Origin of the sequence: Micromonospora nigra (assembly GCF_900091585.1) — a bacterium.
GTDB classification, from domain to species: domain Bacteria; phylum Actinomycetota; class Actinomycetes; order Mycobacteriales; family Micromonosporaceae; genus Micromonospora; species Micromonospora nigra.
The window spans coordinates 2,076,044-2,100,787 of record NZ_FMHT01000003.1; the positions used below are offsets into that span (position 1 = coordinate 2,076,044).

23 protein-coding genes are annotated in these 24,744 nt (G+C 73.9%); 10 read left to right on the top strand and 13 right to left on the bottom strand.

The genetic code is table 11. The features are described 5' to 3' along the window. Positions 1–144: 144 nt before the first annotated feature. Positions 145–564, top strand: a complete 420-nt coding sequence (locus GA0070616_RS08690; protein ID WP_091090275.1) for a DUF5319 domain-containing protein — start codon at positions 145–147, stop codon at positions 562–564. An 82-nt stretch (positions 565–646) separates the two neighbouring features. Here the strand turns inward: GA0070616_RS08690 and GA0070616_RS08695 are convergent, their stop codons facing one another. Then, a complete protein-coding gene (locus GA0070616_RS08695; RefSeq protein WP_091079132.1) occupies positions 647–1,462 on the bottom strand; it encodes a helix-turn-helix transcriptional regulator in 816 nt (271 codons plus the stop codon). 255 nt (positions 1,463–1,717) lie between these two features. Here GA0070616_RS08695 and GA0070616_RS08700 point away from each other — a divergent pair, with 255 nt between their 5' ends. Beyond that, positions 1,718–2,125: a WhiB family transcriptional regulator gene (locus GA0070616_RS08700; RefSeq protein ID WP_091090279.1), complete on the top strand. Its 408-nt coding sequence runs from the start codon at positions 1,718–1,720 to the stop codon at positions 2,123–2,125. A gap of 188 nt (positions 2,126–2,313) precedes the next feature. On the opposite strand, the gene GA0070616_RS08705 is transcribed toward GA0070616_RS08700, so the two are convergent. The 3 genes from GA0070616_RS08705 to groES form a co-directional block, all read right to left on the bottom strand. Beyond that, positions 2,314–3,945, bottom strand: coding sequence for a molybdopterin-dependent oxidoreductase (locus tag GA0070616_RS08705; protein WP_091079136.1), 1,632 nt, complete (start codon positions 3,943–3,945; stop codon positions 2,314–2,316). Positions 3,946–4,179: 234 nt separating this feature from the next. After that, positions 4,180–5,826 carry a chaperonin GroEL gene (gene groL, locus GA0070616_RS08710; protein WP_091079141.1) on the bottom strand — a complete coding sequence of 549 codons (1,647 nt, stop codon included), beginning with the start codon at positions 5,824–5,826 and terminating at the stop codon, positions 4,180–4,182. A gap of 70 nt (positions 5,827–5,896) precedes the next feature. Then, positions 5,897–6,211 (bottom strand): co-chaperone GroES, encoded by a 315-nt coding sequence (groES, locus tag GA0070616_RS08715; protein ID WP_018222648.1) that lies wholly within the window; start codon positions 6,209–6,211, stop codon positions 5,897–5,899. Positions 6,212–6,547: 336 nt separating this feature from the next. Here groES and GA0070616_RS08720 point away from each other — a divergent pair, with 336 nt between their 5' ends. The 8 genes from GA0070616_RS08720 to GA0070616_RS08755 all read left to right on the top strand — a co-directional run bounded on the left by GA0070616_RS08720 (position 6,548) and on the right by GA0070616_RS08755 (position 15,955). Then, the gene (locus GA0070616_RS08720; protein ID WP_091079145.1) at positions 6,548–7,834 is read left to right on the top strand and encodes a class I SAM-dependent methyltransferase; all 1,287 of its coding nucleotides are present in this window, start codon (positions 6,548–6,550) and stop codon (positions 7,832–7,834) included. A gap of 147 nt (positions 7,835–7,981) precedes the next feature. Then, complete coding sequence (gene ybaK / locus GA0070616_RS08725) at positions 7,982–8,467, top strand: Cys-tRNA(Pro) deacylase (protein WP_091090283.1); 486 nt, start codon at positions 7,982–7,984, stop codon at positions 8,465–8,467. Positions 8,468–8,807: 340 nt separating this feature from the next. Then, a complete protein-coding gene (locus GA0070616_RS08730; RefSeq protein ID WP_091079148.1) occupies positions 8,808–9,905 on the top strand; it encodes a sugar ABC transporter substrate-binding protein in 1,098 nt (365 codons plus the stop codon). Between the two features lie 100 nt (positions 9,906–10,005). Then, on the top strand, positions 10,006–10,824 hold the full coding sequence (locus GA0070616_RS08735) for an ATP-binding cassette domain-containing protein (protein ID WP_091079151.1): 819 nt from the start codon (positions 10,006–10,008) through the stop codon (positions 10,822–10,824). After that, on the top strand, positions 10,821–12,080 hold the full coding sequence (locus GA0070616_RS08740; protein WP_091079153.1) for a sugar ABC transporter permease: 1,260 nt from the start codon (positions 10,821–10,823) through the stop codon (positions 12,078–12,080). Before GA0070616_RS08735 ends, GA0070616_RS08740 begins: the two co-directional genes overlap by 4 nt. A gap of 26 nt (positions 12,081–12,106) precedes the next feature. Further along, positions 12,107–13,288, top strand: a complete 1,182-nt coding sequence (locus GA0070616_RS08745; protein WP_091079156.1) for an ROK family transcriptional regulator — start codon at positions 12,107–12,109, stop codon at positions 13,286–13,288. Between the two features lie 220 nt (positions 13,289–13,508). Then, positions 13,509–14,246, top strand: coding sequence for a DUF4142 domain-containing protein (locus GA0070616_RS08750; RefSeq protein WP_091079159.1), 738 nt, complete (start codon positions 13,509–13,511; stop codon positions 14,244–14,246). Positions 14,247–14,302: 56 nt separating this feature from the next. Next, a complete protein-coding gene (locus GA0070616_RS08755) occupies positions 14,303–15,955 on the top strand; it encodes a copper resistance CopC/CopD family protein (RefSeq protein WP_091079163.1) in 1,653 nt (550 codons plus the stop codon). Positions 15,956–16,045: 90 nt separating this feature from the next. Here the strand turns inward: GA0070616_RS08755 and GA0070616_RS08760 are convergent, their stop codons facing one another. The 9 genes from GA0070616_RS08760 to tsaE form a co-directional block, all read right to left on the bottom strand. Then, the gene (locus tag GA0070616_RS08760) at positions 16,046–17,833 is read right to left on the bottom strand and encodes an ABC transporter ATP-binding protein (RefSeq protein WP_091079166.1); all 1,788 of its coding nucleotides are present in this window, start codon (positions 17,831–17,833) and stop codon (positions 16,046–16,048) included. Next, the gene (locus GA0070616_RS08765) at positions 17,833–19,533 is read right to left on the bottom strand and encodes an ABC transporter transmembrane domain-containing protein (RefSeq protein WP_091079170.1); all 1,701 of its coding nucleotides are present in this window, start codon (positions 19,531–19,533) and stop codon (positions 17,833–17,835) included. The genes GA0070616_RS08760 and GA0070616_RS08765 overlap by 1 nt, the downstream gene beginning before the upstream one ends. A gap of 96 nt (positions 19,534–19,629) precedes the next feature. Further along, positions 19,630–19,884: a hypothetical protein gene (locus GA0070616_RS08770; protein WP_091079175.1), complete on the bottom strand. Its 255-nt coding sequence runs from the start codon at positions 19,882–19,884 to the stop codon at positions 19,630–19,632. After that, on the bottom strand, positions 19,881–20,945 hold the full coding sequence (gene tsaD / locus GA0070616_RS08775) for a tRNA (adenosine(37)-N6)-threonylcarbamoyltransferase complex transferase subunit TsaD (protein WP_091079180.1): 1,065 nt from the start codon (positions 20,943–20,945) through the stop codon (positions 19,881–19,883). Before tsaD ends, GA0070616_RS08770 begins: the two co-directional genes overlap by 4 nt. A gap of 3 nt (positions 20,946–20,948) precedes the next feature. Continuing rightward, positions 20,949–21,482, bottom strand: coding sequence for a GNAT family N-acetyltransferase (locus tag GA0070616_RS08780; RefSeq protein ID WP_091079184.1), 534 nt, complete (start codon positions 21,480–21,482; stop codon positions 20,949–20,951). Between the two features lie 55 nt (positions 21,483–21,537). Next, the gene (tsaB, locus tag GA0070616_RS08785) at positions 21,538–22,215 is read right to left on the bottom strand and encodes a tRNA (adenosine(37)-N6)-threonylcarbamoyltransferase complex dimerization subunit type 1 TsaB (protein WP_091090288.1); all 678 of its coding nucleotides are present in this window, start codon (positions 22,213–22,215) and stop codon (positions 21,538–21,540) included. A 326-nt stretch (positions 22,216–22,541) separates the two neighbouring features. Beyond that, complete coding sequence (locus tag GA0070616_RS08795; RefSeq protein WP_091079188.1) at positions 22,542–23,393, bottom strand: maleylpyruvate isomerase N-terminal domain-containing protein; 852 nt, start codon at positions 23,391–23,393, stop codon at positions 22,542–22,544. Positions 23,394–23,471: 78 nt separating this feature from the next. Then, on the bottom strand, positions 23,472–24,173 hold the full coding sequence (ung, locus tag GA0070616_RS08800) for a uracil-DNA glycosylase (RefSeq protein ID WP_091079191.1): 702 nt from the start codon (positions 24,171–24,173) through the stop codon (positions 23,472–23,474). 75 nt (positions 24,174–24,248) lie between these two features. Further along, positions 24,249–24,719, bottom strand: coding sequence for a tRNA (adenosine(37)-N6)-threonylcarbamoyltransferase complex ATPase subunit type 1 TsaE (tsaE, locus tag GA0070616_RS08805; protein WP_091090291.1), 471 nt, complete (start codon positions 24,717–24,719; stop codon positions 24,249–24,251). Positions 24,720–24,744: the final 25 nt, after the last annotated feature.

Genomic DNA, 24,744 nt, shown 5'->3' on the forward strand with positions numbered 1-24,744 from the left:
CGCGTCGTCCCATCGTACCCAGTGACCTGGCCGACCCTCGGTGCGGCGGGGCCGGGCGCGGACGGGGCCGCGTCGCGGACGCCGGTCGGGCGCGGACAGGGCCGGGGGCGGGCATCGGCCGAGGCTTGGGTCTACGGTGAGGGGGTGCAAGACGAGCCCATCGACCCGTTCACCGGCGACCCGGCCGACCCGGCCGCCGGCCTGCACGACTCCGGCGACGACGCCCCGCTCGACCCGCTGACCGACGTCGAACGGCAGGACGTGCTGGAGGATCTCGCCGACCTGGAGATCTACCAGGCCCTGCTCTCACCGATCGGGGTCCGTGGTCTGGTCATCGAGTGCGAGGACTGCCGGGAGCCGCACTACTTCGACTGGGACCTGCTGCGGGGCAACCTGCGCCACCTGCTCAACTCAGGACGGCCGCGGGTGCACGAGCCGGCGTTCGACCCCGATCCGGACCACTACGTCACGTGGGACTACGCGCGGGGGTACGCCGACGGTGTGCACGACACGCTGACCGAAGGCGCGGAGGACAAGGACGAGTCCGACCCGAGCCCGGCCTGACCGGCACCACCACTCGGAACGGGCCACCGCTCGGAACGGGCCACCCGCTCGGAACAGGCCACCGCTCGGAACGGGCCACCGCTCAGGCGACCAGGCCGGCGCGGAAGCCGGCGGCCACGGCGTGCGCCCGATCGCGGGCACCCAGCTTGCGGAAGAGGCGGCGGGCGTGGGTCTTGACGGTGTCCTCCGAGACGAACAACTCCCGGCCGATCTCCGCGTTGCTCTTGCCCTCGGCCATCCCGAGCAGCACCTGGAGTTCCCGCTCCGTCAGACCCACCGGAGTGGACCCGGCGCGCTGCCGGTTCCCACCCCGCGCGTTCGGCTCCTCCGGGGCCTCGGCACCCTCGGCCGGGTCGTCCCCGCGCTGCACCGGCACCACCGACGGCCCGGTGCCGGCCGCTTCGGCGGAGCCCGCCGGCCAGGCGGGCGGGGTGTCGGTCGGGGGCCGTCCGCCGGGGGCGGACCGGACGACGCCGCCCACCGCCGCGGCGTCGCGGGCCGGGTCGGTGATTCGGTGCCGGCTCGCCCGGCCCGGCGCGGCCAGCAGCAACAACGCCTTCGCCACCGCACTGGTCAGGTCGTGGTCGACGCCCTGGATCAGGCCGCGGGCCCCGGCGCTGATGGTCGCCGCCGCGGCCTCCGACTCCTCGGCGCCCAGCAGCAGCACGGCGGCCTGCGGCGACCGGGCGAGCACCCGCCGGACGAAGCCGGCGCTGTCGGGCCGGGTGAGCGCCGTGTCGACGAGCACCACGTCGGCGGGACGCTCGGCGAGCCGGAGCATCACCTCGGGATCGGAGACGGCCGTCCGGACGACGGCAGCCAGCCCCAACCGCGCCGCCGCGGAGGTCAGATGCTGGGCGGCAAGCGGTGTCCGAACGCACACGAGCACGGTACGCACTGTGGTCTCCTCTCCGCCCACGAGCAGACCATGACCCGGTCGACTCAGGAGGAGGTTCCGGGCAATCCTCCGAACTTTTGCGACATTTTGGTCATCTGGGGCATGTCGTCAAGGCTTTCGGATCACACACGTGTGAGTTGCCGACGGGCCGGGTACCGAGGGCCACAGGCCGGGAACGGTGCGCCTGCGCGGCCCGCCGCCCGGACAGCCGGCCAACAACGGATCTCGCGGTGCCGCGCGGGAGGAGGGGTGCTGATGTCGAACGTACGCAGACTGCCCGGACCCATCGTCGATCTCTGGGACTGGCAGCGCCTGGGAGCCTGCCGGGGTCGCGACAGCGCCCAGTTCTTCCACCCCGACGGCGAACGGGGCTCCTCCCGGCTGCGCCGCGAATCCGGTGCCAAGTCCGTCTGCCGCGCCTGCCCCGTCCGCGCCGAGTGCGCCGCACACGCCCTCGCCGTCCGCGAACCGTACGGCGTCTGGGGTGGCTTCAGCGAGTCGGAGCGGCTGCGCCTGCTCGCCCTCGGCTGGGAGGACCTGGCGGACCGCCGGCAGGCACGGGTCGACATCAACCGCCTGGAAGCCCGGCTGGGCAGCACCCACCGGTCGACCGTCCCCGCCCAGCGCACCGCCGCCGACAACACCCGGCGCAACGTCGCCTGATCCCCGGAAGACCTCACCCGACGCCGCGCCCCGGACCCCGGGGCGCGGCGTCGCGCCGGGGATGGGCGGCCGGAAGCTGGACCGCCGCGCACCGAACTTCCGACCCGCCTGGGCGGTGCCGCCGGCCCCCGAGATCGCCGGGGGGCCGCCGCCGCCCTTCGACGCACCCCTCACCGACCGGGCAGCCGTCAGCGGACGGTGACCTCGACGGTGTGCCAGCCGGTCGCGCCGTCGGGGGCCACCGGTGAACGCCGGGCCGTCTGGGTCTCGCCGTCGCGGTCGGTCGCCCGCACCTGGAGGGTGTGCTCGCCGACGGTCGCCGGCCACCGCCACGACCACTGCACCCAGGTGTCCACCGACACCGTGGGGGCGAGCGTCGCCCGCTGCCAGGGACCTCCGTCCACCCGTACCTCCACCTGGCTGATCCCCCGACGCTGGGCCCAGGCGACTCCGGCCACCACCACCTCACCGGCGGTCAGCCGGTTACGCGGGCGGGGCGTGTCGATACGTGACTGGGTCTTCACCGGCGCCTGCTCCGACCAGCCGCGCGGCACCCAGTACGCGTCGAAGTCGGCGAAGCTCGTCAGTTCCAGCTCGGTCACCCACTTGCACGCCGACACGTAGCCGTAGAGGCCCGGCACCACCATGCGTACCGGGAAGCCGTGCTCGACCGGCAGGGGCTCCCCGTTCATCCCCACCGCCAGCAGGGCGTCCCGCCCGTCGCGCAGGGCCGCCGTGGGGGTGCCACAGGTCCAGCCGTCCACCGAGCGCCCGACCACCTGATCGGCGCCGTCCAGCGGCTGTGCCTCGTCCAGCAACTCCCTGATCGGCACGCCGAGCCACCGGGCGTTGCCGATCAGGTCGCCGCCCACCTCGTTGGAGACGCAGGCGAGGGTGACGTACCGCTCGACCATCGGCCGGGCCAGCAGGTCGGCGTAGCTCAACTCGATCGGGTTGCGGACGCGGCCATGGACGCGCAACCGCCAGGTGGCCGGATCCACCTGCGGCACCACCAGCGCGGTGTCGATCCGGTAGAACGCGTTGTTCGAGGTCACGTACGAGGCGACCGGGGTCGGTCCGAGGTCCGCCCCGGGCGGCACCGGTGGTGCGGCGGAGACCGGGGCGGGCAGCACCACCGCCTCCCGGGCCGCGGACACGCCGCGCCGGCCGGCGAGCCACCGCCCGGTGAGCCCGCCGACGGTGGCCGCACCGAGCAGCGTCCCCACCCCGGTGAGGAACCGCCGTCGCGACTCCGGGCCGGCACCCGCCCGCGCACCGGACGCCGGGGGCGGTTGCGGGGCCGCCGCGGCGGCGTCCGCCGGGATCGGCTGCGTGGGCGTCGCGGCGGCATCCGCCGGGGTCGGTGGCGACCAGGGCCAGGGATCGAGTTCCAGCGGACCGGCGACGAAGGCCCACAGCGTCAACGCGCCCAGCCCGCCGCCGACCAGCGACGGCAGCGCGTCGGCCGGGTCCGCGCCGGCCCGGGTCAGGGCCGCCACCACGCCGAGCAGGGCGAACGCCGCGATGCCGGTCAGGCCCACCGCCAGGCGGCGTACGGCCAGCATCCCCAGCACCGCGGCGACGCCGCCCAGCAGCAGCGCCGTACCCACCAGCAGGGCGATCTTGTCGTACGTGCCGAACAGGGTGATGCCCAGTTGCTTGAGCGGCTCGGGCACGGTGTCGACCACCAGCCCGCCCACCGCGACCAGCGGGGCGGAGCGGGGACCCGTCGACACCGCCACCAGTTCGGCGGAGCCGATCGCCACCGTGGCGGCGGTGAACCCGGCGAGGGCGGCGTAGCGGGGGGTCGTGCTGCTCATCGGCCCAGTCTTTCCGACCGGCCGGTTGATCCGGTAGCCGTGTCAGCGTTCCGTAATCACCTGCCCAGCCGCGAAGGGGGTGCCGGACAGGGTGGTGCGCGGGTTCAGGGGTGCGCGAGCGGGCCTGCGCGCGAGCGGCGGGGTGCGTGGGCGAGGTGGTGCGCAGGCGGTGGGCGACAACAACGGCGACGGGGCACGTCGTCGGATGACGACGTGCCCCGCGTACCGCTGGGGTCAGAAGCCCGGGCCGTGCTGGTGGCCGTGGCCGTGCGAGTGGCCGTGACCACCGGCGGCGGCCGGCTCCGCCTCCTTCGGCTTCTCCACCACCAGGCTCTCGGTGGTGAGCAGCAGGCCGGCGATCGACGCGGCGTTGCTGACCGCGTTGCGGGTCACCTTCACCGGGTCGACGATGCCGGACTTGGCCAGGTCGACGTACTCGCCGGTGGCGGCGTTGAGGCCGTGGCCCCACTCCTGGCCGGCGACCTTCTGCACCACGACGTAGCCGTCGTGGCCGGCGTTCTGGGCGATCCAGCGCAGCGGCTCGACCAGCGCCTTGCGCACGATCGAGACGCCGACCTTCTCGTCACCGGTGAAACCGAGGTCGTCGTCGAGCACCGACAGGATCTGCGCCAGGGCGGCACCGCCGCCGGGCACCGTGCCCTCCTCGACCGCGGCCTTGGTCGCGGCGATGGCGTCCTCGATGCGGTGCTTGCGCTCCTTCATCTCGACCTCGGTCGCCGCGCCCACCTTGATCACGGCGATGCCGCCGGAGAGCTTGGCGAGCCGCTCGGCGAGCTTCTCCCGGTCCCACTCGGAGTCCGAGGCCTCGATCTCCTTGCGGATCTGGGCGACCCGGTCGGCGACCTCGGCGGACTGCCCGCCACCGTCGACGATGGTGGTGTTGTCCTTGTCGACCACGACGCGCCGGGCGGTGCCCAGCACCTCCAGGCCGACCTGGTCGAGCTTGTAGCCCAGCTCCGGGGCGACCAGTTCCGCACCGGTGAGGATCGCCATGTCCTGGAGCATCGCCTTGCGGCGGTCACCGAAGCCGGGTGCCTTCACCGCGCAGACCTTGACGGTCTTGCGGATCGCGTTGACGACCAGGGTGGACAGCGCCTGCCCCTCGACGTCCTCGGCGATGATCAGCAGCGGCTTGCTGTTGGAGAGGACCTTCTCCAGCAGCGGCAGCAGCTCCTCGATCGCGGAGATCTTCTGGGTGGTGATCAGGATGTACGGGTCCTCCAGGACCGCCTCCTGCCCCTCCACGTCGGTGACGAAGTTCGGGGAGATGAAGCCCTTGTCGAACTGGAGACCCTCGGTCACGTCCAGCTCGGTGTGCAGGGCCGAGCCCTCCTCGACGGTGATGACGCCGTCGCGGCCGACCCGCTCCATCGCCTCGGCGATCAGCTCACCGATGGTGGAGTCCTGCGCGGAGATCGTCGCCACGTGCGCGACCGACTCCTTGTCGGCGACCTCGACGGCCCGGCCGAGCAGCGCCTCGGAGACCTTGGCGGCCGCCGCGTCGATGCCGCGCTTGAGCCCGGCCGGGTTGGCACCGGCGGTCACGTTGCGCAGGCCCTCGCGGACCATGGCCTGGGCCAGCACGGTGGCGGTGGTGGTCCCGTCGCCGGCGACGTCGTTGGTCTTCGTCGCCACCTCCTTGACCAGCTGCGCACCGAGGTTCTCGTAGGGGTTGGTGAGCTCGATCTCCTTGGCGATGGTCACGCCGTCGTTGGTGATCGTCGGCACACCGAATTTCTTGTCCAGGACGACGTTGCGCCCGCGCGGGCCGAGGGTGACCTTGACCGTGTCCGCCAGCGCGTTGACACCGTGCTCCAGCAGGTGTCGGGCGTCGTCCGAGAAGCTCAGGATCTTCGCCATGAATGTCCCTTCGAAGCGACGCTGCCCCGGCCCGGCGAGCCGGACCGGGGCAACGACACTGATCGGTTGCTTACTTCTCGATGACCGCGAGGACGTCGCGGGCGGAGAGCACCAGGTACTCCTCGCCGGCGTACTTGACCTCGGTGCCGCCGTACTTCGAGTAGAGGACGGTGTCGCCGACCTTCACGTCGATCGGCACGCGGTTGCCCTTGTCGTCGATCCGGCCCGGGCCGACAGCGAGGACGGTGCCCTCCTGCGGCTTCTCCTTGGCGGTGTCGGGAATCACGATGCCCGACGCCGTGGTGGTCTCAGCCTCGTTCGCCTGGACCACGATCCGGTCCTCGAGCGGCTTGATCGCAACCTTGGTCGCGGTAGTCACGGGCATACCCTCCTGGGGTACTGGTTTCGTTACCGGTCGACATGCCGACCAGCGTCAATCTGCCACATGCCACCGGGCGGGGCCGTCGTCGCGGGTGCCGGTCCGCCTGGCGTTCAGCCTCCGGACCGAATGACCCGGCGGCTGGCACCCTCAGGGTGAGAGTGCTAATCGCAGGTTATTCCTCGGCTAGCACTCCGTCAAGGAGAGTGCCAACGGCACCCGTACGTGTCGCCGCCGTTGCACCACCGCTCACCGCGCCACCCCGACATTCGCCGTCGCCCGTACCGATCCGCCGCCGACACCGCCGTCGGGGCACCCCGACCGGGGCCGGACAATGGCCGGGTGAACCTGGAACAGCTGGCCGAACTGCGTACCCCCGAGGGGGCGGCCGCACTCGACGCCGCCGCGCGGCTGGCCGGCGGCGACCCGCTGACGGCGGCGGCGGCGCTCCGCTCGGCCGGCGTTCCCGCCGGGCTCGCGGCGGCCGCGCTCACCCAGGCGGAGCTGCGCCGCCGCGCGGCCGGCAAGTTCGGCGCGTCGGCCGCCGGGATGTTCCTCACCCGCGCGGGGCTGGAGCAGGCCACCCGGGGTGTCGTCGCGCGGCGGCGCGCGGAGCGGCTGCGCGCGGCGGGGGTGGCGACCCTGGCCGACCTGGGCTGCGGGTTGGGGGCGGACGCGCTCGCCGCCGCCCGCGCCGGCATCCGGGTGTACGCCGTGGAAGCCGACCCGGTCACCGCCGCGATGACCGCCGCCAACGTGGCGACCGCCGGGCTCGCCAACCTGGTGACCGTGAAGTGCGGCGATGCGACCACGGTGGACGTTTCCGGGTTCGACGCGGTCTTCTGCGACCCCGCCCGGCGGCGGGCCGGCACCGGGCGACGCATCTTCGACCCGAACGCCTACTCCCCGCCGTGGGACTTCGTCACCGACCTGGTGCGACGGCTGCCGCGCACGGTCGTGAAGGTGGCCCCGGGCCTCGACCACGCGCTGATCCCCGCCGACACCGAGGCGGAGTGGGTCAGCGTCGACGGCGACCTCGTCGAGGCGGCCCTGTGGGGCGGCCGGCTGGCGGAGGAGCCCCGACGGGCCACCGTGCTGCCCCGGACGCCGGCACCGCACCGTGGCACGCCGGCACCGCTCGGTGGCACGCCGGCACCGCACCGTGGCACGACGGCCGAGGCGGACGCGGAACCGCAGCCGGGGAACGCGGTGGCGCACGTGCTGACCGGGCCCGGCACGGACGAGGCGCCCGTCGGCCCCGTCCGCCGCTACCTGTACGACCCCGACCCGGCCGTGGTCCGCGCCCACCTGGTGGCCGAACTGGCCGCCGAACTGGGTGCCAACCTCGCCGACCCGGCCATCGCCTACCTGTACGCCGACGTGGCCGCCCCGACGCCGTACGCCCGTTGCCTGGAGGTGACCGACGTGCTGCCCTTCTCCTTGAAGCGGCTGCGGTCGCTGCTGCGGGAGCGCCGGGTCGGCCGGGTGGAGATCCTCAAGCGGGGCTCGGCGCTCGACCCGGAGCAGCTACGCCGGGACCTGCGGCTCTCCGGCGACCAGCCCGCCAGTCTGGTGCTCACCCGGGTGGCCGGCGCGCCCACCACGCTGCTCTGCCGCCCGGTGCCCTGACCTGACCTGACCGACCCGCCAGCGCCCCTGACCGACCCGCCGGCGCCCCTGACCGACCCGCCGGCGCCCCTGACCGACCCGCCGGCGCGCGGGTCATCGCGTGCCGGTCGGCGCACGCCGCCCGGAGGTGCCGGTAGCGTGACCGGCGTGGCGGGACAGGGCACGCCGGCGACCGCGTTGCTGGCGAGGCGGAGGATCACCCATCGCACCTACCCGTACGAGGTGTCCGCCGACTCCCCGAACTACGGCGCACTGGTCGCCGCCGCCCTCGGGGTGGCCCCGGAGCGGGTGTTCAAGACGCTGGTGGCCGACGTGGACGGTGCGCTCACCGTGGCGGTGGTGCCGGTGACCGGCGAGCTGGATCTCAAGGCCCTCGCCGCTGTCGTGGGCGGCAAGCGGGCGACGCTGGCGGAGCGCACGGCGGCCGAGCGGGCCACCGGGTACGTACGCGGTGGCATCAGTCCACTCGGTCAGCGCCGACGCCTGCCGGTGGTGGTCGACGCGTCGGCGCTCGCCCAGCCCACCGTGTACGTGTCGGCGGGCCGACGCGGGCTCCAGGTCGAGCTGGCTCCGGCGGACCTGGTCGCCCTGACCGACGCCCGCACGGCACCGCTGGCCGCCGCGCCCGCCTGACCGCCACCGCCACGCACCGCCACGGCCACGCACCGCCACGCACCCGCACCGCCACCGCCACGCCTTGCGGCAATCAGGGCCATCCCACCCGTAGGGACACCGCGAGGTGCCGTACCTCGTGCAGAGGAACCCTCTGGACACCGCGGCAGGCCGCACCTCACGCAACCCTCGCCAACCGGCCGACGGCGGGCAGGTGTCGGGGGCGTTGCCGAATTGTTACCGCCGCCAACAAACTCGTGACCTCGGCACCCTTGTATTGGGGGCGGAGCACGAAATACGTTGCCGGACACAACAAAACAAGCACCACCACCCCTTCCCCCACCTCGAAAGGACCCTGCACATGCGCAAGGGATTCCTCGCCGTCGGTGCCGCTGGCCTGCTGGCCCTCGGCAGCGTGACGGCATGTGGCGACAACTCAGGCGACAGCGAGCAGACCGGCTCCGACAAGACCCCCAAGATCGGCGTGATCCTGCCGGACAGCAAGTCCTCCGCCCGCTGGGAGGGCGCGGACCGCAAGTTCCTCCAGGAGGCGTTCGAGTCCGCCGGCGTCGAGTACGACATCCAGAACGCGCAGGGCGACAAGTCCCAGTTCCAGACGATCGCCGACCAGATGATCACCAGCGGCGTGACCGCCCTGATGATCGTCAACCTCGACTCCGGCACCGGCAAGGCCGTGCTCGACAAGGCCAAGTCGCAGGGCGTCGCCACCATCGACTACGACCGGCTCACCCTGGGTGGCTCCGCCGAGTACTACGTCAGCTTCGACAACGAGGCCGTCGGCAAGCTCCAGGGCGAGGGCCTGGTCAAGTGCCTGACCGACGCCAACGTCACCAAGCCGGCGATCAGCTACCTCAACGGCTCGCCGACCGACAACAACGCCACCCTGTTCAAGAACGGCTACGACTCGGTGCTCAAGCCGAAGTTCGACGCCGGCGAGTACACCAAGGTCGCCGACGACTCGGTGCCGGACTGGGACAACGCCCAGGCCGCCACCATCTTCGAGCAGCAGCTCACCCAGGCCGGCGGCAAGATCGACGGCGTGCTCGCGGCGAACGACGGCCTCGGCAACGCGGCCATCTCGGTGCTCAAGAAGAACAAGCTCAACGGCAAGGTCCCGGTGACCGGCCAGGACGCCACCCCGCAGGGCCTGCAGAACATCCTCGCCGGCGACCAGTGCATGACCGTCTACAAGGCGATCAAGGAGGAGGCGAAGGCCGCCGCCGACCTGGCCATCGCACTCGCCAAGGGCGAGCGGAAGGACACCGGCCAGACGGTCAAGGACCCCGAGAGTGGCCGCGACGTGCCCGCCGTCCTGCTCACCCCGAAGGCGATCTACAAGGAGAACGTCAAGGACGTCATCGCCGACGGCTTCGTGACCAAGGACGAGGTCTGCACCGGAGCCTTCGTCCAGCTCTGCGCCGACGCGGGCATCAGCTGACCCACCCGCCGAAGGCGGCGCCGCCCGGCACGGTCCCACCGTGCCGGGCGGCGCGCCGCCGGACGGGCCCCGATCTCCCCTCCGCGTAAAGGAGACCCCCGTGTCCGCGACTCCCCTGCTGGAACTGCGCGGGATCGACAAGAGCTTCGGTCCCGTCCAGGTCCTGCGCGACGTCGCCCTCTCCGCCTACCCGGGCGAGGTGACCGCGCTGGTCGGCGACAACGGTGCCGGCAAGTCCACGCTGGTCAAGTGCATCAGCGGCATCCACCCCACCGACTCGGGCCAGTTCTTCTTCGACGGCCGGCCGGTGAGCGTCCACAGCCCGCGGGACGCCGCAGCGCTCGGCATCGAGGTCGTCTACCAGGACCTCGCGCTCTGCGACAACCTCGACATCGTGCAGAACATGTTCCTCGGCCGGGAGAAGCGCAGCGGCATCGTGCTCGACGAGCCGACCATGGAACAGATGGCCGCCGAGACGCTCGCCAGCCTCTCCGTGCGGACCGTCAAGTCCCTGCGGCAGCAGGTCTCCAGCCTCTCCGGCGGCCAGCGTCAGACCGTGGCGATCGCCAAGGCGGTGCTCTGGAACAGCAAGCTCGTCATCCTGGACGAGCCGACCGCCGCGCTGGGCGTGGCCCAGACCGCCCAGGTGCTCGAACTGGTGCGGCGGCTCGCCGACAGCGGCCTCGCCGTCATCATCATCTCGCACAACATGAACGACGTCTTCGCCGTCTCCGACCGGATCGCCGCCCTCTACCTCGGCCAGATGGTCGCCCAGGTGAAGACCACCGACACCACCCACGCGCAGGTGGTCGAGCTGATCACCGCCGGTCGCTCCGGCGACGTCGGGCTCGCCGCCGACCCGGCCACCGGCGGCAACGGCGCGGCGACGGCCGGCACCACCCCAGGAGGCGTCTCATGAGCACCACCGCCGTGCGCAAGGAAGGCCCGCCCGCCGGGACACCGACCTCCACGCTCACCGACCACGTCCGCGGCTACGTGGGTCGCGTACGGGGTGGCGAGATCGGGGCGCTGCCGGCCGTCCTCGGACTGATCGTGCTCTGCACGGTCTTCGCGGTCCTGCGGCCCTCGTTCCTCACCACCGCCAACTTCGCCAACCTGTTCACTCAGGGCGCGGCGGTGACCCTGATCGCGATGGGTCTGGTCTTCGTCCTGCTGCTGGGCGAGATCGACCTGTCCGCCGGCTTCGCCAGCGGCGTCTGCGCCGCCGTGCTGGCCAACGTGGTCACCGTCCTCGGCTACCCGTGGTACGTGGCGGTGCTCGCCGCCGTGGTCACCGGCATGGTGATCGGCACGAGCCTCGGCTTCCTGGTGGCCAAGGTCGGCATTCCGTCGTTCGTGGTCACCCTCGCCGGCTTCCTCGCCTTCCAGGGTGTGGTGCTACTGCTGATGGAGGAAGGCACCAACATCTCGGTACGCGACGACGTGCTGGTGGCCATCGCCAACCGGAACCTGCCCCCGGCGCTCGGCTGGGCGCTCACCGCGGCTTCCGTCGCCGGCTACGCGGCCGTCCAACTGCTGCGCCACCGCAACCGCGCCGCGCGTGGCCTGCACACCGACCCGATGGTCGTGGTGCTCATCCGCATCGGCGGCCTGGCGCTGATCCTCGGCCTCGCGGTCTACGTGCTCAACCAGGAGCGCAGCTTCAACACCTTGATCAACTCGCTGAAGGGCGTGCCGATCGTGGTGCCCATCATCGCGTCGCTGCTGGTGCTGTGGACCTTCGTGCTCCAGCGCACCAGCTACGGCCGGCACATCTACGCGGTCGGCGGCAACAAGGAGGCCGCCCGCCGGGCCGGCATCAACGTCGACCGGATCCGCATCTCCGTGTTCGTCATCTGCTCCACGATGGCCGCGATCGGCGGCATCGTCGCCGCCAGCCGGGCCAACTCCGTCGACCCCAACACGGGCGGCAGTAACGTCCTGCTCTACGCCGTCGGCGCGGCGGTGATCGGCGGCACGAGCCTCTTCGGCGGCAAGGGCCGGGTGCTCGACGCGGTCCTCGGTGGCGCGGTCGTGGCGGTGATCGACAACGGGATGGGCCTGCTGGGCTACAGCTCCGGGGTCAAGTACGTGGTCACCGGTATCGTCCTGCTGCTCGCGGCCAGCGTCGACGCGCTGTCCCGACGGCGGTCCGCCGCCGCCGGCAACCGCTGACCCCCTCACCCGGAGCTAACCGCACGATGCGCGTAGGACCGAGCCAGGACGAGATTCGCCGGCAGAATCTCGGTGCCCTACTGCGCCACGTGCACCTGCACGGGGCGACCACGCGGGCGGAACTGACCGCCACGCTGGGGTTGAACCGGAGCACCATCGGCGCGCTCACCGCCGACCTCGCCGCGGCCGGCCTGGTGAGTGAGGGGACGCCGAGGGAAACCGGCCGGGCCGGACGACCGTCGCTGGTCGTCCGGCCCGAGTCGGACCGGGTGTACGCGTACGCGTACAGCATCGAGGTGGACCGGCTCCGGGCCGCGCGGGTGGGTCTGGGTGGTGCGGTGCTCGACCGCCGGGAGCTGGACCGGCCCCGGGGCCTGTCCGCGGCGGAGGCCGCGCCGCTGCTGGCCGGGGCGGTCAAGGAGATGCGCGGGCCGGTGCCGGCCGGCGCGGTCTGCGTGGGCGCGGGCGTCGCGGTCTGCGGAATGGTCCGCCGCGACGACGGTCTCGTCCGACTCGGCCCCACCACCGGCTGGGTGGACGAGCCGATCGGCGCGGCCCTCGGCGCGGAACTGGGCCTCGACCTGCCGGTGACGGTCGGCAACGTGGCGGACGTGGCCGCCTTCGCCGAGTACGCCCGGGGAGCGGCGGCGGGCTGCGACAACGTCATCTACCTGTACGGCGACGTGGGGGTGGGGGCCGGCATCATCGCCGGCGGCCGGCGGCTGACCGGGCACGGCGGTTACGGCGGCGAGGTCGGGCACATGGTGGTGGCGCGGGACGGGGCGCCCTGCGAGTGCGGCAACCGGGGCTGTTGGGAGACGGAGATCGGCGAGCACGGCCTGCTGCGGGCCGCGGGACGCCACGACGCCCGGGGCCGGGACGCGCTGCTGGGCGTCTTCGACGCCGCCGACCGGGGCGACGCCTGCGCCCAGACCGCCGTACGCCAGGCCGGTGACTGGCTCGGCTTCGGCGTCGCCAACCTGGTCAACATCTTCAACCCGGAGATGGTCATCTTCGGCGGCACCATGCGCGACCTGTACCTGGCCGCCGCCGCCCAGGTGCGCAGCCGGCTCAACTCCAACGGGCTGCCCGCCTGCGTGGAGCACGTCCGGCTGCGCACCCCGAAGCTCGGTGAGGACGCCCCGCTGATCGGCGCCGCCGAGTTGGCCTTCGACCGGCTCCTCGCCGACCCCCTCGACGCCGGCTGACCGGTCGGCCCGCGCTCAGGCGGGACCCTGGGACCAGGCCGCCGGCAGGGCTGTGGGGCCGCGCCGGGCGGGGCCGTTGGGTGAGGACTCTTCCCGCCGGTCGCGGCGCGCGGTGAACTGATCGGGCGGTCAATCCGTACCAGTGGACGGACGGGCGGCCGGCGGGGTGCGGTCGCCCGTCCGTAGGCGACCGGTTCTCGACCGAGGAGGCACCGCAGACATGGCACCGCTGGAATCCGCTCGTCGCCGGCAGGGCACCCGGACCCGTCGCCTGGCGGTGCTGCTCATCGCGATCGCCGCCGGCATCACGGTGTTGCCGGGCGTCGCGTTGGCCGCGCCCGTCGGGCAGCAGCTCAACGCCGCCGACGCCGCCCTGCTCAACGGTGTCCGCCTGGCCGGGCTGTGGGAGATGCCGGCCGGGCAGATGGCCGCTGAGAAGGGTCAGAACCCGGTGGTGCGCCAGATCGGGGCGGAGATCGCCCGGCAGCACGAGGAACTGGACCGGATCACCGTCGAAGCCGCCAACAAGCTCGGCGCGGCCATCCCCAACGACCCGACGCCGGAGCAGCAGGGCTGGCTGACGGAGATGAAGGACGCCACCGGCGCCCGCTTCGACCAGATCTTCGTGACCCGGCTCCGGGTCGCCCACGGCAAGATCTTCCCGGTGATCGGCGCGGTCCGGGCCAGCACCCGCGACCCGATCATCCGCAAGTTGGCCGACCAGGCCAACACCTTCGTCGGCGACCACATGCAGATGCTGGAGAGCACCGGACTGGTCCGCTGGGCGGAACTGCCGCCGGCCGCGCTGCCCGCCCCGGGCAACGACGGTTTGCTCGCCGCCGCCTCCGCCAACACCGGCCCGCAGATGGGCATCAGCAGCACCATCGTGTGGCTGGTCTTCCTCGGTGCTCTCGCCACCGGCGGCGTGGCCACCTGGCGCATGCTGCGCCGCACCTGATCCCACCGCCGGTCCTGAGGTCCGTGGCGTCGTCCCTGTCCCGAGCGGAGGATCCGTTGAGCCGGCAGGCTGCCGCCCGTGCCCGCTGCGCCGTCCTGCTCGGGCTGGTCCTGGCCGCGCTGTGCGTGCCGTTGGGGCCGGCGAGCCCGGCCGCCGCGCACGCCGTCGTGGTCGCCACCATGCCGCTGCGCGACCAGGTTCTCGGGTACGCGCCGCGCGAGGTGGTGGTGACCTTCAGTGAACCGGTCACCCCGGTGCCGGGCCGGGTGCAGGTGCTGGCTCCCGACGGCAAGCGGATCCACAGCGGGGAGCCGCAGGTCCGCGACACCGTCCTGCGCATCCCGCTGCGGGTCGCCGACCGGCCGCTCGGCACGTACCTCGTCAGCTACCGGGTCGTCTCCGCCGACAGCCACCCGGTCGCCGGCAGCTTCGTCTTCTCGGCGGGCGCCCCGTCGGCGAGCCCGCCACAGCCCGCCAGTAGTGCCGACACCCCGGCCGGGGCGCTGGTGCCCGCCGCCAGGTACGTCGGCTACCTCGGCCTGTTGCTGGCCGTGGGTCCCACGCTGCTGGCGGCGACGATGTGGCCCCGGCGACTGTCCCGGCGGAGCGTGACCGTCACCGCGCTGGCCGGGCTCGGGCTGGCCGCCGTCGCCACCGTGGGCACCTGGGTCGGTCAGGCCGCCCAGGTGGTCGGGGCACCCGTCGACGACCTGTCCGCCGCCGACCTGGTGGCGGTGGCCGACAGCGACATCGGCGTGGTGCTCGGCGTACGACTGGGGCTGCTCTGCCTGGCGGGGGCGCTGCTGCCCGCCGCCGTCGCGCGAGGTGCGGGCCGGGGACGCGCGGGGGCGCTCGCGGCGGTCGGGGTCGCCGTCCTGGCCACCTGGCCGCTCGCCGGCCACCCGGTGGCCGCCCCGCTGCCCCCGGTGAGCATCACGCTGGGCGTCATCCACCTGGCCGGGGTGACCGTGTGGCTGGGCGGGCTGTTCGCCCTGACCGTGTTCCTGCTGCGGCGTACCCACGAACGGGTGCTCGCCCGGATACTGCCGGCCTGGTCCCGGCTGGCCACCCTCGCGGTGGCCTGGCTCGTCGTCGCCGGGGTCGGCCAGGCCGCGATCGAACTCGGCCGGCCGGCTGCGCTGCTGGACAGCACCTACGGGCGGCTGCTCTGCGCGAAGGCGGCCCTGCTGGCGGGGGTGCTCGCCGTGGCCGCCCGGCAGCGCCGGCTGGTGCGGCGGCGGGTCGCCGCGAAGCTGCCCCGCACCGTCGCCCGGGCCGCCTGGGTCGAACTCGCCGCCACCGCCGGGGTGCTCGCCCTGACCGCGGCGCTGGTGCAGACCCCGCCCGGCCGCACCGCCGGCACCGGGGCGCAACCGGTCGCGCGGGACGGCGTCGCCCGGTCGCTGACCACCGACCTGTTCGCCCTCCAGTTCGACGTGTACCCCGCGCGGGCCGGCGTGGCGAACAGCCTGCACGCCTACACGTACACGCCCGGGGGCCGGGAGCTGCCGGTCGCCGAGTGGACCATCACCGCCACCCTGCCGGCTGCCGGCATCGAGCCGGTCGATGTCGAGATCGCCGCGATCGAACCGCACCACGCCAGCGCCGAGCTGCGCTTCCCCGTCCCCGGCGAGTGGACGCTGACGATCACCGCGCGGATCAGCGAGATCGACCGGGCCGCCGCCACCACCACGGTGACCATCCGCTGAGGGGTCGGCCGGCCCGTTGACGTCTGACGGGTCGGCCGACCCGGCGACGTCAGGGGCGGTCGCCGTGCCAGGGACGCGCTCGGCCCGACGTCAGGGGCGGTCGCCGTGCCAGGAGCGCCACAGCGCGGCGTACGCGCCGCCGGCCGCCACCAGTTCCTCGTGCGGGCCCAACTCGGTGATCCGGCCCCCCTCCACGACGGCCACCCGGTCGGCGTCGTGCGCGGAGAACAGCCGGTGGGCGATCGCCACCACCGTGCGACCCGCGAGGACAGCCGCCAGCGAACGCTCCAACTGCCGGGCGGCCCGCGGGTCGATCAGCGAGGTGGCCTCGTCCAACACCAGGGTGTGCGGGTCGGCCAGCACCAGCCGGGCCAGCGCCAACTGCTGCGCCTGCGCCGGTGACAGCGGATGCCCGCCCGCCCCGACCACCGTGTCCAGCCCGTCGGGCAACGCGTCGGCCCAGTCGAGGGCCTCGACCGCGGTCAGGGCCGACCGCACCGCCGTGGTGTCGGCGTCCGGGCGGACCATCGCCACATTGTCGCGCAGCGTACCGATGAAGACGTGGTGTTCCTGGGTCACCAGGGCGACGTGCCTGCGCAACTCCGCCAGTGGCAGTTCGTCGAGCCGCCGCCCGGCGACGGTGACCGAGCCGCTGCGCGGGGCGTGCACCCCGGCCAGCAGCCGACCGAGGGTGGACTTGCCGGCACCGGACGGCCCGACCATGGCCAGCTTCTCCCCCGGCTCCGGCACGAGCGTCACCCCGTGCAGGACGTCCCGGCCCGCGCGGTAGGCGTACCGGACGTCGTACGCGGCGACCCGCCGGTCCCCGCCCGACAGGGCGTGCTCGACCGGCACCGTGGGCACGGCGGGCCCGGTCGGCCCGGTCGGCCCGGTCGGCTCGGCGGGTGTCGCGACGCCCAGCAGCCGGGCCATGGAGGCACCGCCGACCTGCAACTCGTCCAGCCAGGTCAGCAGCCGGTCGACCGGGTCCACGAGTTGCTGCGCGTAGAGGGTGGCGGCGGTGACCTGGCCGAGGGTGACCCAGCCCTCCAGGTACCACCAGCCCCCGAGCAGCAGGGTCGCCACCACCGGGATCACGTACCCCAGCTCCGCCACCGGGAAGAAGACCGTCCGCAGCCGCAGGGTGTACCGCTCGGCCGCGTACGACCGGCGGATGTCAGCGTCGGTGCGGGCCCGGCGGCGCGGCTGCTGTCGTAGCGCCTCCGTGGTCCGCGACCCCTCGACGGTCTCGCTGATCCCGTCGGTGATGTCGGAGTAGGCGGCGTTCTCCCGCAGGTAGCCGTCGGGGGCGCGGCGCAGGTACCAGCGGGTGCCGGCCCACAGCACCGGCACCGCCAGCAGGGACGGCAGCATCAGCAGCGGCCCCACCAGCAGCAGCGCGCCGACGACGAAGGCCACGGTGACGACCGCGATCAGTGTCTCCGGCACCGCGAAACGGACCGTGCGGGACAGCGCCGAGACGTCCCGGGACGTCCGGGTGAGCAGGTCGCCGGTGCCGGCCCGCTCCACCGTCGACAGGGGCAGGGCGAGGACCCGGTCGACGAACTCCTCCCGCAGCTCCGCCAGCACCCGCTCGCCGAGCCGGGCCGAGGCCAGGTGCGCGAAGCGGACCAGCACCGCCTGCGCCACCACGAACCCGGCGATGAGCAGCGCGATCCGGTCCACGGTGGTGCTCGCCACGCCCCGGGAGATGCCCTCCACCAAGTCGCCCAGCAGGCGCGGGGCGACCAGGCCGGCGGCGGCCGCCGCCGCGTGCAGGCCCAGTGCGGCGGCCAGCGCCCGTGGGTGACGACGCACCAGCGTACGGGCGTAACGGCGCACCTGGCGGGCGTCGGCGACGGGCAGCGCAGTGGCCATCAGTCCTCCTCCCGGCTGACCGTCGCCCGGTAGCGCGGCTCACTGTCGAGCAGCTCGGCGTGCGTCCCGCAGGCCACCGCCTTGCCGTCCTCCACGAAGACCACCCGGTCGGCGCGGCCAAGCATCAGCGGGCTGGTGGTGCAGACCAGGGTGGTGCGACCGGCGCGGGCCGCACCGAGGCGTTCGGCGATGCGGGCCTCGGTGTGCGCGTCGACCGCGCTGGTCGGCTCGACCAGCAGCAGGGCCTCCGGGTCGGCGACCAGCGCGCGGGCCAGCCGCAGCCGCTGCCGCTGGCCGCCGGAGAACTCCCGGCCCCGCTCGGCGACCCGGCTGTGCAGCCCGTCGGGCAGCGCCTCGACGATGTCCGTCGCGCCGGCCGCCGCCAGCGCCGCCAGGACCGCCGCGTCGTCGGCCCGGTCGTGCGGGTCCAGTTCCGCGCGCAGCGGGCCGGTGAACAGGTGCGCGTCGTTGTCGGCCACCAGGATCCGCTCCCGCACCGTCGCCAGCGCCACGTCCCGCAGCGGTACGCCGTGCAGGGTCGCGTCCGAGTCGACGTACCGGCCGAGCCGGTCGACGACGGCCGCCGCGTCCTGCGGCGAGGTGGCCGCGAGCGCGGTGAACCGGCCGGCCGGCACCGTCACACCGGACGCGACGTCCACCAGGTCACCCGGCCCGCCGGGCACGGCGACCGGCCGGGGCGGGTCGGTCAGTTCCGGGGCCAGCCCGAGCAGGCGCACCACCCGGCGGGCGGCTACATGCCCCCTGGTCAGCCGGTCCACCGCTTCGGTGAGGTTGCGCAACGGGCTGACCAGGAACGCCGTGTAGCCGTAGAAGGCGACGAGCTGCCCGGCGGTGATCTCGCCGCGCAGCGCGAACCGGGCACCCAGCCAGGTCACCACGACCAGGAACGCACCGGGCAGCAGGATCTGCGCCGCCTCCAGCAACGACTCGATCCGGGCCACCCGCAGGCCGTCGACGCGCAGGCCCTGCGACTGCGCCCGGTAGCGGGCCGACAGCGTCTCCTCGCCGCCCACCCCGCGCAGCACCCGCAGACCGGAGACGATGTCGCCGGCGCGGGTGGTCAGCGCCCCCTCCGAGTCCCGGTAGGCCCGCTGCTGCCGGTGCAGCGGCCGGATCAGCAGCCCGACCACCGCCATCAGCAGCGGCACCCCGAGCACCACGACCAGCCCCAGCGGCACCGAGGCGGCCAGCAGCACCACGGCCACCACGCCGACCGCGACGAGTGAGCCGGTGCCCCGGGCGGTGATGTCGAGGGCGTGGCCGATGTGGCTGATGTCGGCGGTGCCGATGCTCACCACCTCACCGGCGGCGACCCGCCGGGGCAGCGCGGCTCCCAGCCGGTTGGCGGCCCCGACGGTGAGCTGCACCGTCCGGTACGCGCCGCCGAGGAAGTTGTGCACCGCGAACCGGTGCCGCAGGATCCCGGCGACGGCCTGCACCACACCCAACGCCAGCAGGACGAGGCCCCAGGTGACCAGGCCGCCCCGGTCACGGGCGGTGAGCGCGTCGATCGCCCGGCCGACGGCGGCGGGCATCAGGGCCTGCGCCACCATCCAGACGACGGCGAGCAGGATGCCGGCGGTGAACAGCACCTTGTGCCGGCCGGCCAGCCAGATCAGGTAGCGGGTCGCCGACCGCGCGTCGGGAACGCCGGGATCGCCGGCCGGTTGGAAACGCATGGCAACCCGACGCTATGGGGCGGGCCGGCACGGGCGCGAACCAATTAACGCCGGGCCGTGCCACAGGTCACGTTGCCGGCGCGGCCCGGCCTGCGGTCAACGGTCGACCTGGGTGAAGTCCCAGGAGTGCGGGGGCCGGGCGAGCAGCATCGGGGGCGCGTCGGGCAGGGGACGCGGGCTGCTACGCCACTTGGAGATCACCACCACCCGGTGGTCGGTGGAGGAGAACACCTCGCTGGACACGTGCAGCGGGTCGTGGTCGAACTCGGGCAGCGCGGTCTCGCAGACCCAGGTGACCAGGTCGGCCAGGGCGTACGGTTCCGCCCGCGCCTCCCACATCCGTACGATCATGTGTCGTCCTCCCCCCGGACGCTGACCGTGGTCAGCGGCATGGCCGAGTCGGCGGGCAGGTCGAGTCGGCTGGGCGCGACACCCGAGGCGACCAGGTGCGAGCCGAGCGCGGCGACCATCGCGCCGTTGTCCGTGCACAGTGTCGGCCGGGGCACCCGGACCCGCACCCCGCGCGTCGCCGCACGCTGCTCGGCCATCGCCCGCAGTCGCGAGTTGGCCGCCACTCCCCCGCCGATCACGAGCGTGTCCACCCCGTTCGCCCGGCAGGCGTCGAGGGCCTTGCCGACCAGCACGTCACACACCGCCTCCTGGAACGACGCCGACACGTCGGCGACGGGCACCGGCTCGCCGGCCCGCTGCCGCGCCTCCACCCAACGGGCCACCGCCGTCTTGAGGCCGGAGAAGGAGAAGTCGTACCGGTGGGCCGCCAGGTCCTTCGCGGCGGTCAGCCCGCGCGGGAAGGCGATCGCCGCCGGGTCGCCGGCCCGGGCCTCCCGGTCGATGTACGGCCCGCCGGGAAACGGCAGCCCCAGCAGGCGGGCCACCTTGTCGAACGCCTCGCCCGCCGCGTCGTCGATGGTGGCGCCCAACGGGGTGACGCCCCGGGCCAGGTCGTCGACCAGGAGCAGGGAGGAGTGCCCGCCGGAGACCAGCAGGGCGATCGCCGGCTCGGGCAGCGGGCCGTGCTCCAACGTGTCCACCGCGACGTGCGCGGCCAGGTGGTTGACGCCGTAGACGGGCTTCTCGGCAGCGATGGCGTACCCCTTGGCCGCAGCCACCCCCACCAGCAGCGCCCCGGCCAGCCCCGGGCCGGAGGTGACGGCGATCGCGTCGATGTCGGCGAGGGTCACCCCCGCCTCGGTCAACGCCCGCTCCATGGTCGGCACGATGGCCTCCAGGTGGGCCCGGCTGGCCACCTCGGGCACCACCCCGCCGAAACGGGCGTGCTCCTCGACGCTGGAGGCCAGCGCGTCGGCCAGCAGGGTGTGCCCGCGCACGATGCCGACACCGGTCTCGTCGCACGAGGTCTCGATGCCGAGGATCAGAGGTTCGTCAGCCATCGCTCAATCCTGGGTGCGCCGCATGACCAGCGCGTCGGTGTTGCTGGGTTGGTAGTAGCCGCGCCGTACGCCGATCGGCTCGAAGCCGTACGCCGCGTAGAGCCGCTGGGCCGCCACGTTGTCGGCGGCGACCTCCAGCAGGGTGTCCCGGGTGCCGAGCCGGGCCGCCTCGGCGAGCAGCGCCTCCAGCAGCAGCCGGCCCACCCCGCGCCGCTGGGCGTCGCGCCGCACGGCGATGTTCTGCACCCACGCCTCGTCGGGCGGGGTGGCCGTCAACCCGGCGTAGCCGAGCACCGCGCCGCCGCCCGCGCCGACGCCGCCCGTCGGGTCGGCTGTGTCGGTGGTCGTCGGATCGGTGGGGTCGGCTGTGTCGGTGGTCGTCGGGTCGGTGGCGATCAGGTAGAAGTGGCCGTTGGCCAGCTCGTTCCAGAACATGGCGGCGGACCACTGTTCCGCACCGAACAGATCCGCCTCGATGCGCAGCACCTCGTCGATGTGCCACCAACGGAACCGGTCGAGCCGGACCGGTGGAGTCACGGTGTCACCTCGGATCGCGACTGCGGGGCTCGCAGACCCGGCTCACTCCTCGCGCTCATGGTAGGACCGGCTTTCGGGCGGTCGCCGCCACGGCGTCCGGGCGGCGCAGGTAGAGGGGGGTGAGCGCCTCGCCGGGCGCGGCGGCGCGGATCCGTTCCGCAGCCACCAGGGCGAGCACGGTGGCGTCGGGGTAGCGCGGCTCGGCCCGCACCGGCAACCCGAGGATGTCCGCGTACCGGTGGGCCCCGTCGCCGACCGCGCCGGTGACGGACAGGTCGCGGGCCCGCTCGGCGGCGACGGCCGGGGCACCGACCTCGGGGCCGACGATCCGCCGGCCCGCGCCGTCGTACACCGCCCAGTAGATCTCCCGGCGGCGCGCGTCGCTCGCCGCCAGCACCGGCTCGCCGGTGGCCGCCGGGCAGCCGATGGCGTCCAGTGAGCAGACGCCGTACGTCGGTATGCCGAGGACCTGCCCCATCGTGGCGGCGGTGACCAGCCCGACCCGCAGCCCGGTGAACGGGCCGGGGCCGAGCCCGGCGACGATCGCGCCGAGATCGGCCGGGCGGGCGTCCGCGTCGGCGAGCACCGCGCCGACGTGTGGGGCGAGCAGTTCACCGTGCGCGCGGGCGTCGACGGTGCACCGGTTTGCCCGGAGCGTCACGCCGACGGGGGTGACCTCGACCAGGGCCGCGGTCACGGCCGGGGTCGAGCTGTCCACCACGAGTACGAGCACGGTGAACCAGCCTAGCCGCCGCCGCGACCACCCCGGCCCGTGCCCCGCCACGCGGGTCGACAGGGCCGCGACGGCCGTGGTACGCGTGCCCGGTGGGCCGGTGGGCCGGTGGGCCGGTGGGCCGGTGGGCCGGTGGGCCGGTGGGCCGGTGGGCCGGTGGGCCGGTGGGCCGGTGGGCCGGTGGGCCGGTGGGCCGGTGGGCCGGTGGGCCGGTGGGCCGGTGGGCCGGTGGGCCGGTGGGCCGGTGGGCCGGTGGGCCGGTGGGCCGGTGGGCCGGTGGGCCGGGCGCAGCGGGCTGGGACTTGGGGCGGGCAGGGCGCGGCGGTTCAGCTCGGGGTGCGGAACTTGCGCAGGAAGGCCGGCAGCAACCAGGGGCGGCGACCGCTCACCCGCATCTTCCCGGTCAGCACCGCGCGCAACCTGCTCATCCGGCCGAACATCACCAGGTTGAGCGTGCCGGGGTCGTGGTCGATCCGGGCGTCGGGCCGGGCCGTCGGGTCGGCGAACGAGACGACCCCCCGGTGGAGCTGGAGGCGGATCGGGGCCGCGTACGCCGACCGGAACTCGACCACGATCGGGTGTTCACGGGGCGGCGCGCCGCCGTCGATCAGCCGCCCGTACCCGTGCCGGATGACCCCGACCAGGAAGAGTTCCAGGAACAGCGCGGCCTCCCGGCCGGGCAGCGGCCACGGACGGCCCACCGCGCTCGCGACGTCGTGCCCGTGGACGAGCAGCTCGTTGACCAGGTGGCCGCACAGCCCGGCGAGGGGCACCCGGGCGTCGCCGAGCCAGGGCACCGTCTCGTCGGGGGACCGCCCCTCGCAGGCGGCCAGGAGCTGCGCGACGTCGGCCTGCAACCGGTCGAGCAGCGGCCCGGCCTCCCGCTCGGGCAGGTGCCGCAGCACCACCTCGTTCATGTCGGCGACGGTGTCGACCGTGACGCCGGGCAGCAGCTCGGCGAAGCCCGGAACCGGCAGGGGCGGGTGGTCGCGGTCCACCAGGCACACGTAGTACCAGGCGAGCGACGCCACGTGGGCGAGCGTGTCGGCGACCGACCAGTGCTCCGTGCACCTGGTCGACGCGTCGACGGAACGGACCAGACCGACGAAACGATCGGTCTGCTCCGCCAGGGCGACCCTCGCCACCTGCCACTGTTCCGCGCTGACCGTCGCCGTCATCCGTCGCCCCTCGCGTGCCGTCGGGCCACCAGGGGCAGAGACTACATCGGACGGTGACCGGTTCGTCACCCCCGATCGTCAGCCCGCGGTGCGCTCCCAGTCGACCGTGGGCAGACCCGCGTCGGCGAGCGCCTTGTTGGCCGCGCTGAACGGCCGGCTGCCGAGGAAGCCGCGCGGGTTCATCGGGCTCGGGTGACCGGCCTCCAACACCACGTGTTGCGGGTTGGTGACCAGGGCGGCCTTCTTGCGCGCGTAGCCGCCCCAGAGCAGGAAGACCACCCGCGAGTCGAGGGCGTCGAGGGCCCGGATGGTGGCGTCGGTGAACTCCTCCCAGCCGGAGTTCGCGTGTGATCCGGGGCTGGCCTGCCGGACGGTCAGCACCGCGTTGAGCAGCAGCACCCCCTGCGCCGCCCAGCCGCTGAGGTTGCCGCTGCGGGGCTTCGGTACGCCCAGATCCTCACCGAGCTCCTTGAACACGTTGCGCAGCGACGGCGGCACCGCGACGCCCTCCTGGACGCTGAAGCTCAAGCCGTGCGCCTGCCCCGCCTTGTGGTAGGGGTCCTGCCCCAGGATCAGCACCCGGCAGTCCTGCGGCGCACAGAGCCGGTAGGCCGAGAACAGCTCCCCCACCGGGGGGAAGACCGTCGTGGTGGCGTACTCCCTCGCGACGAACTCGGCCAGCGCGGCCGTGCGGGCCGGGTCGAGGTGCGGGGTGAGCACGGCCCGCCAGCTCTCGGGTAGCAGCGCGAGCAGATCCAGCGGGGGGACGTCGTGGGGCATCGGCAACCTTTCGCAGTCGTCCCGCGCACTCTAGGCAGCGGGTACGACAGCGCTCAGCCCAGGGCCAGACAGCGCTCAGCCCAGGGCCGCGAGGCGCTGCGCCCAGTCGCCGCCCACCGGTTCCAGCTCGACGACGCGGGTGTCGTCGTCCCGCCGGTCCAGGCGGACCCGCAGGTGGGCGTCGGCGAGCTGCTCGACCAGGCCCTCGCCCCACTCCACCACGGTCACCGACTCGTCAACCGAGGCGTCCAGGTCGAGGTCGTCGATCTCGGCGCGCGGGTCGGCGGCGTCACCCAGCCGGTACGCGTCGGCGTGCACCAGGGCGACTCCGCGTCCCGCCACCGGGTCCGGGCGATGCACCCGGGCGATCACGAAGGTCGGCGAGGTGACGTCGCCGAGCACCCCGAGCCCCGCCCCCACGCCCCGGGTCAGCGCGGTCTTGCCGGCACCCAACGGACCGGTCAGCAGGAGCAGGTCGCCGGCCCGCAGCAGGCCGGCCAGCCGCCGGCCGAAGGCGTGGGTGTCCTCCACCGTGGGCAGGACCACCCGACGGCTCGTGGGCCCGACCGGC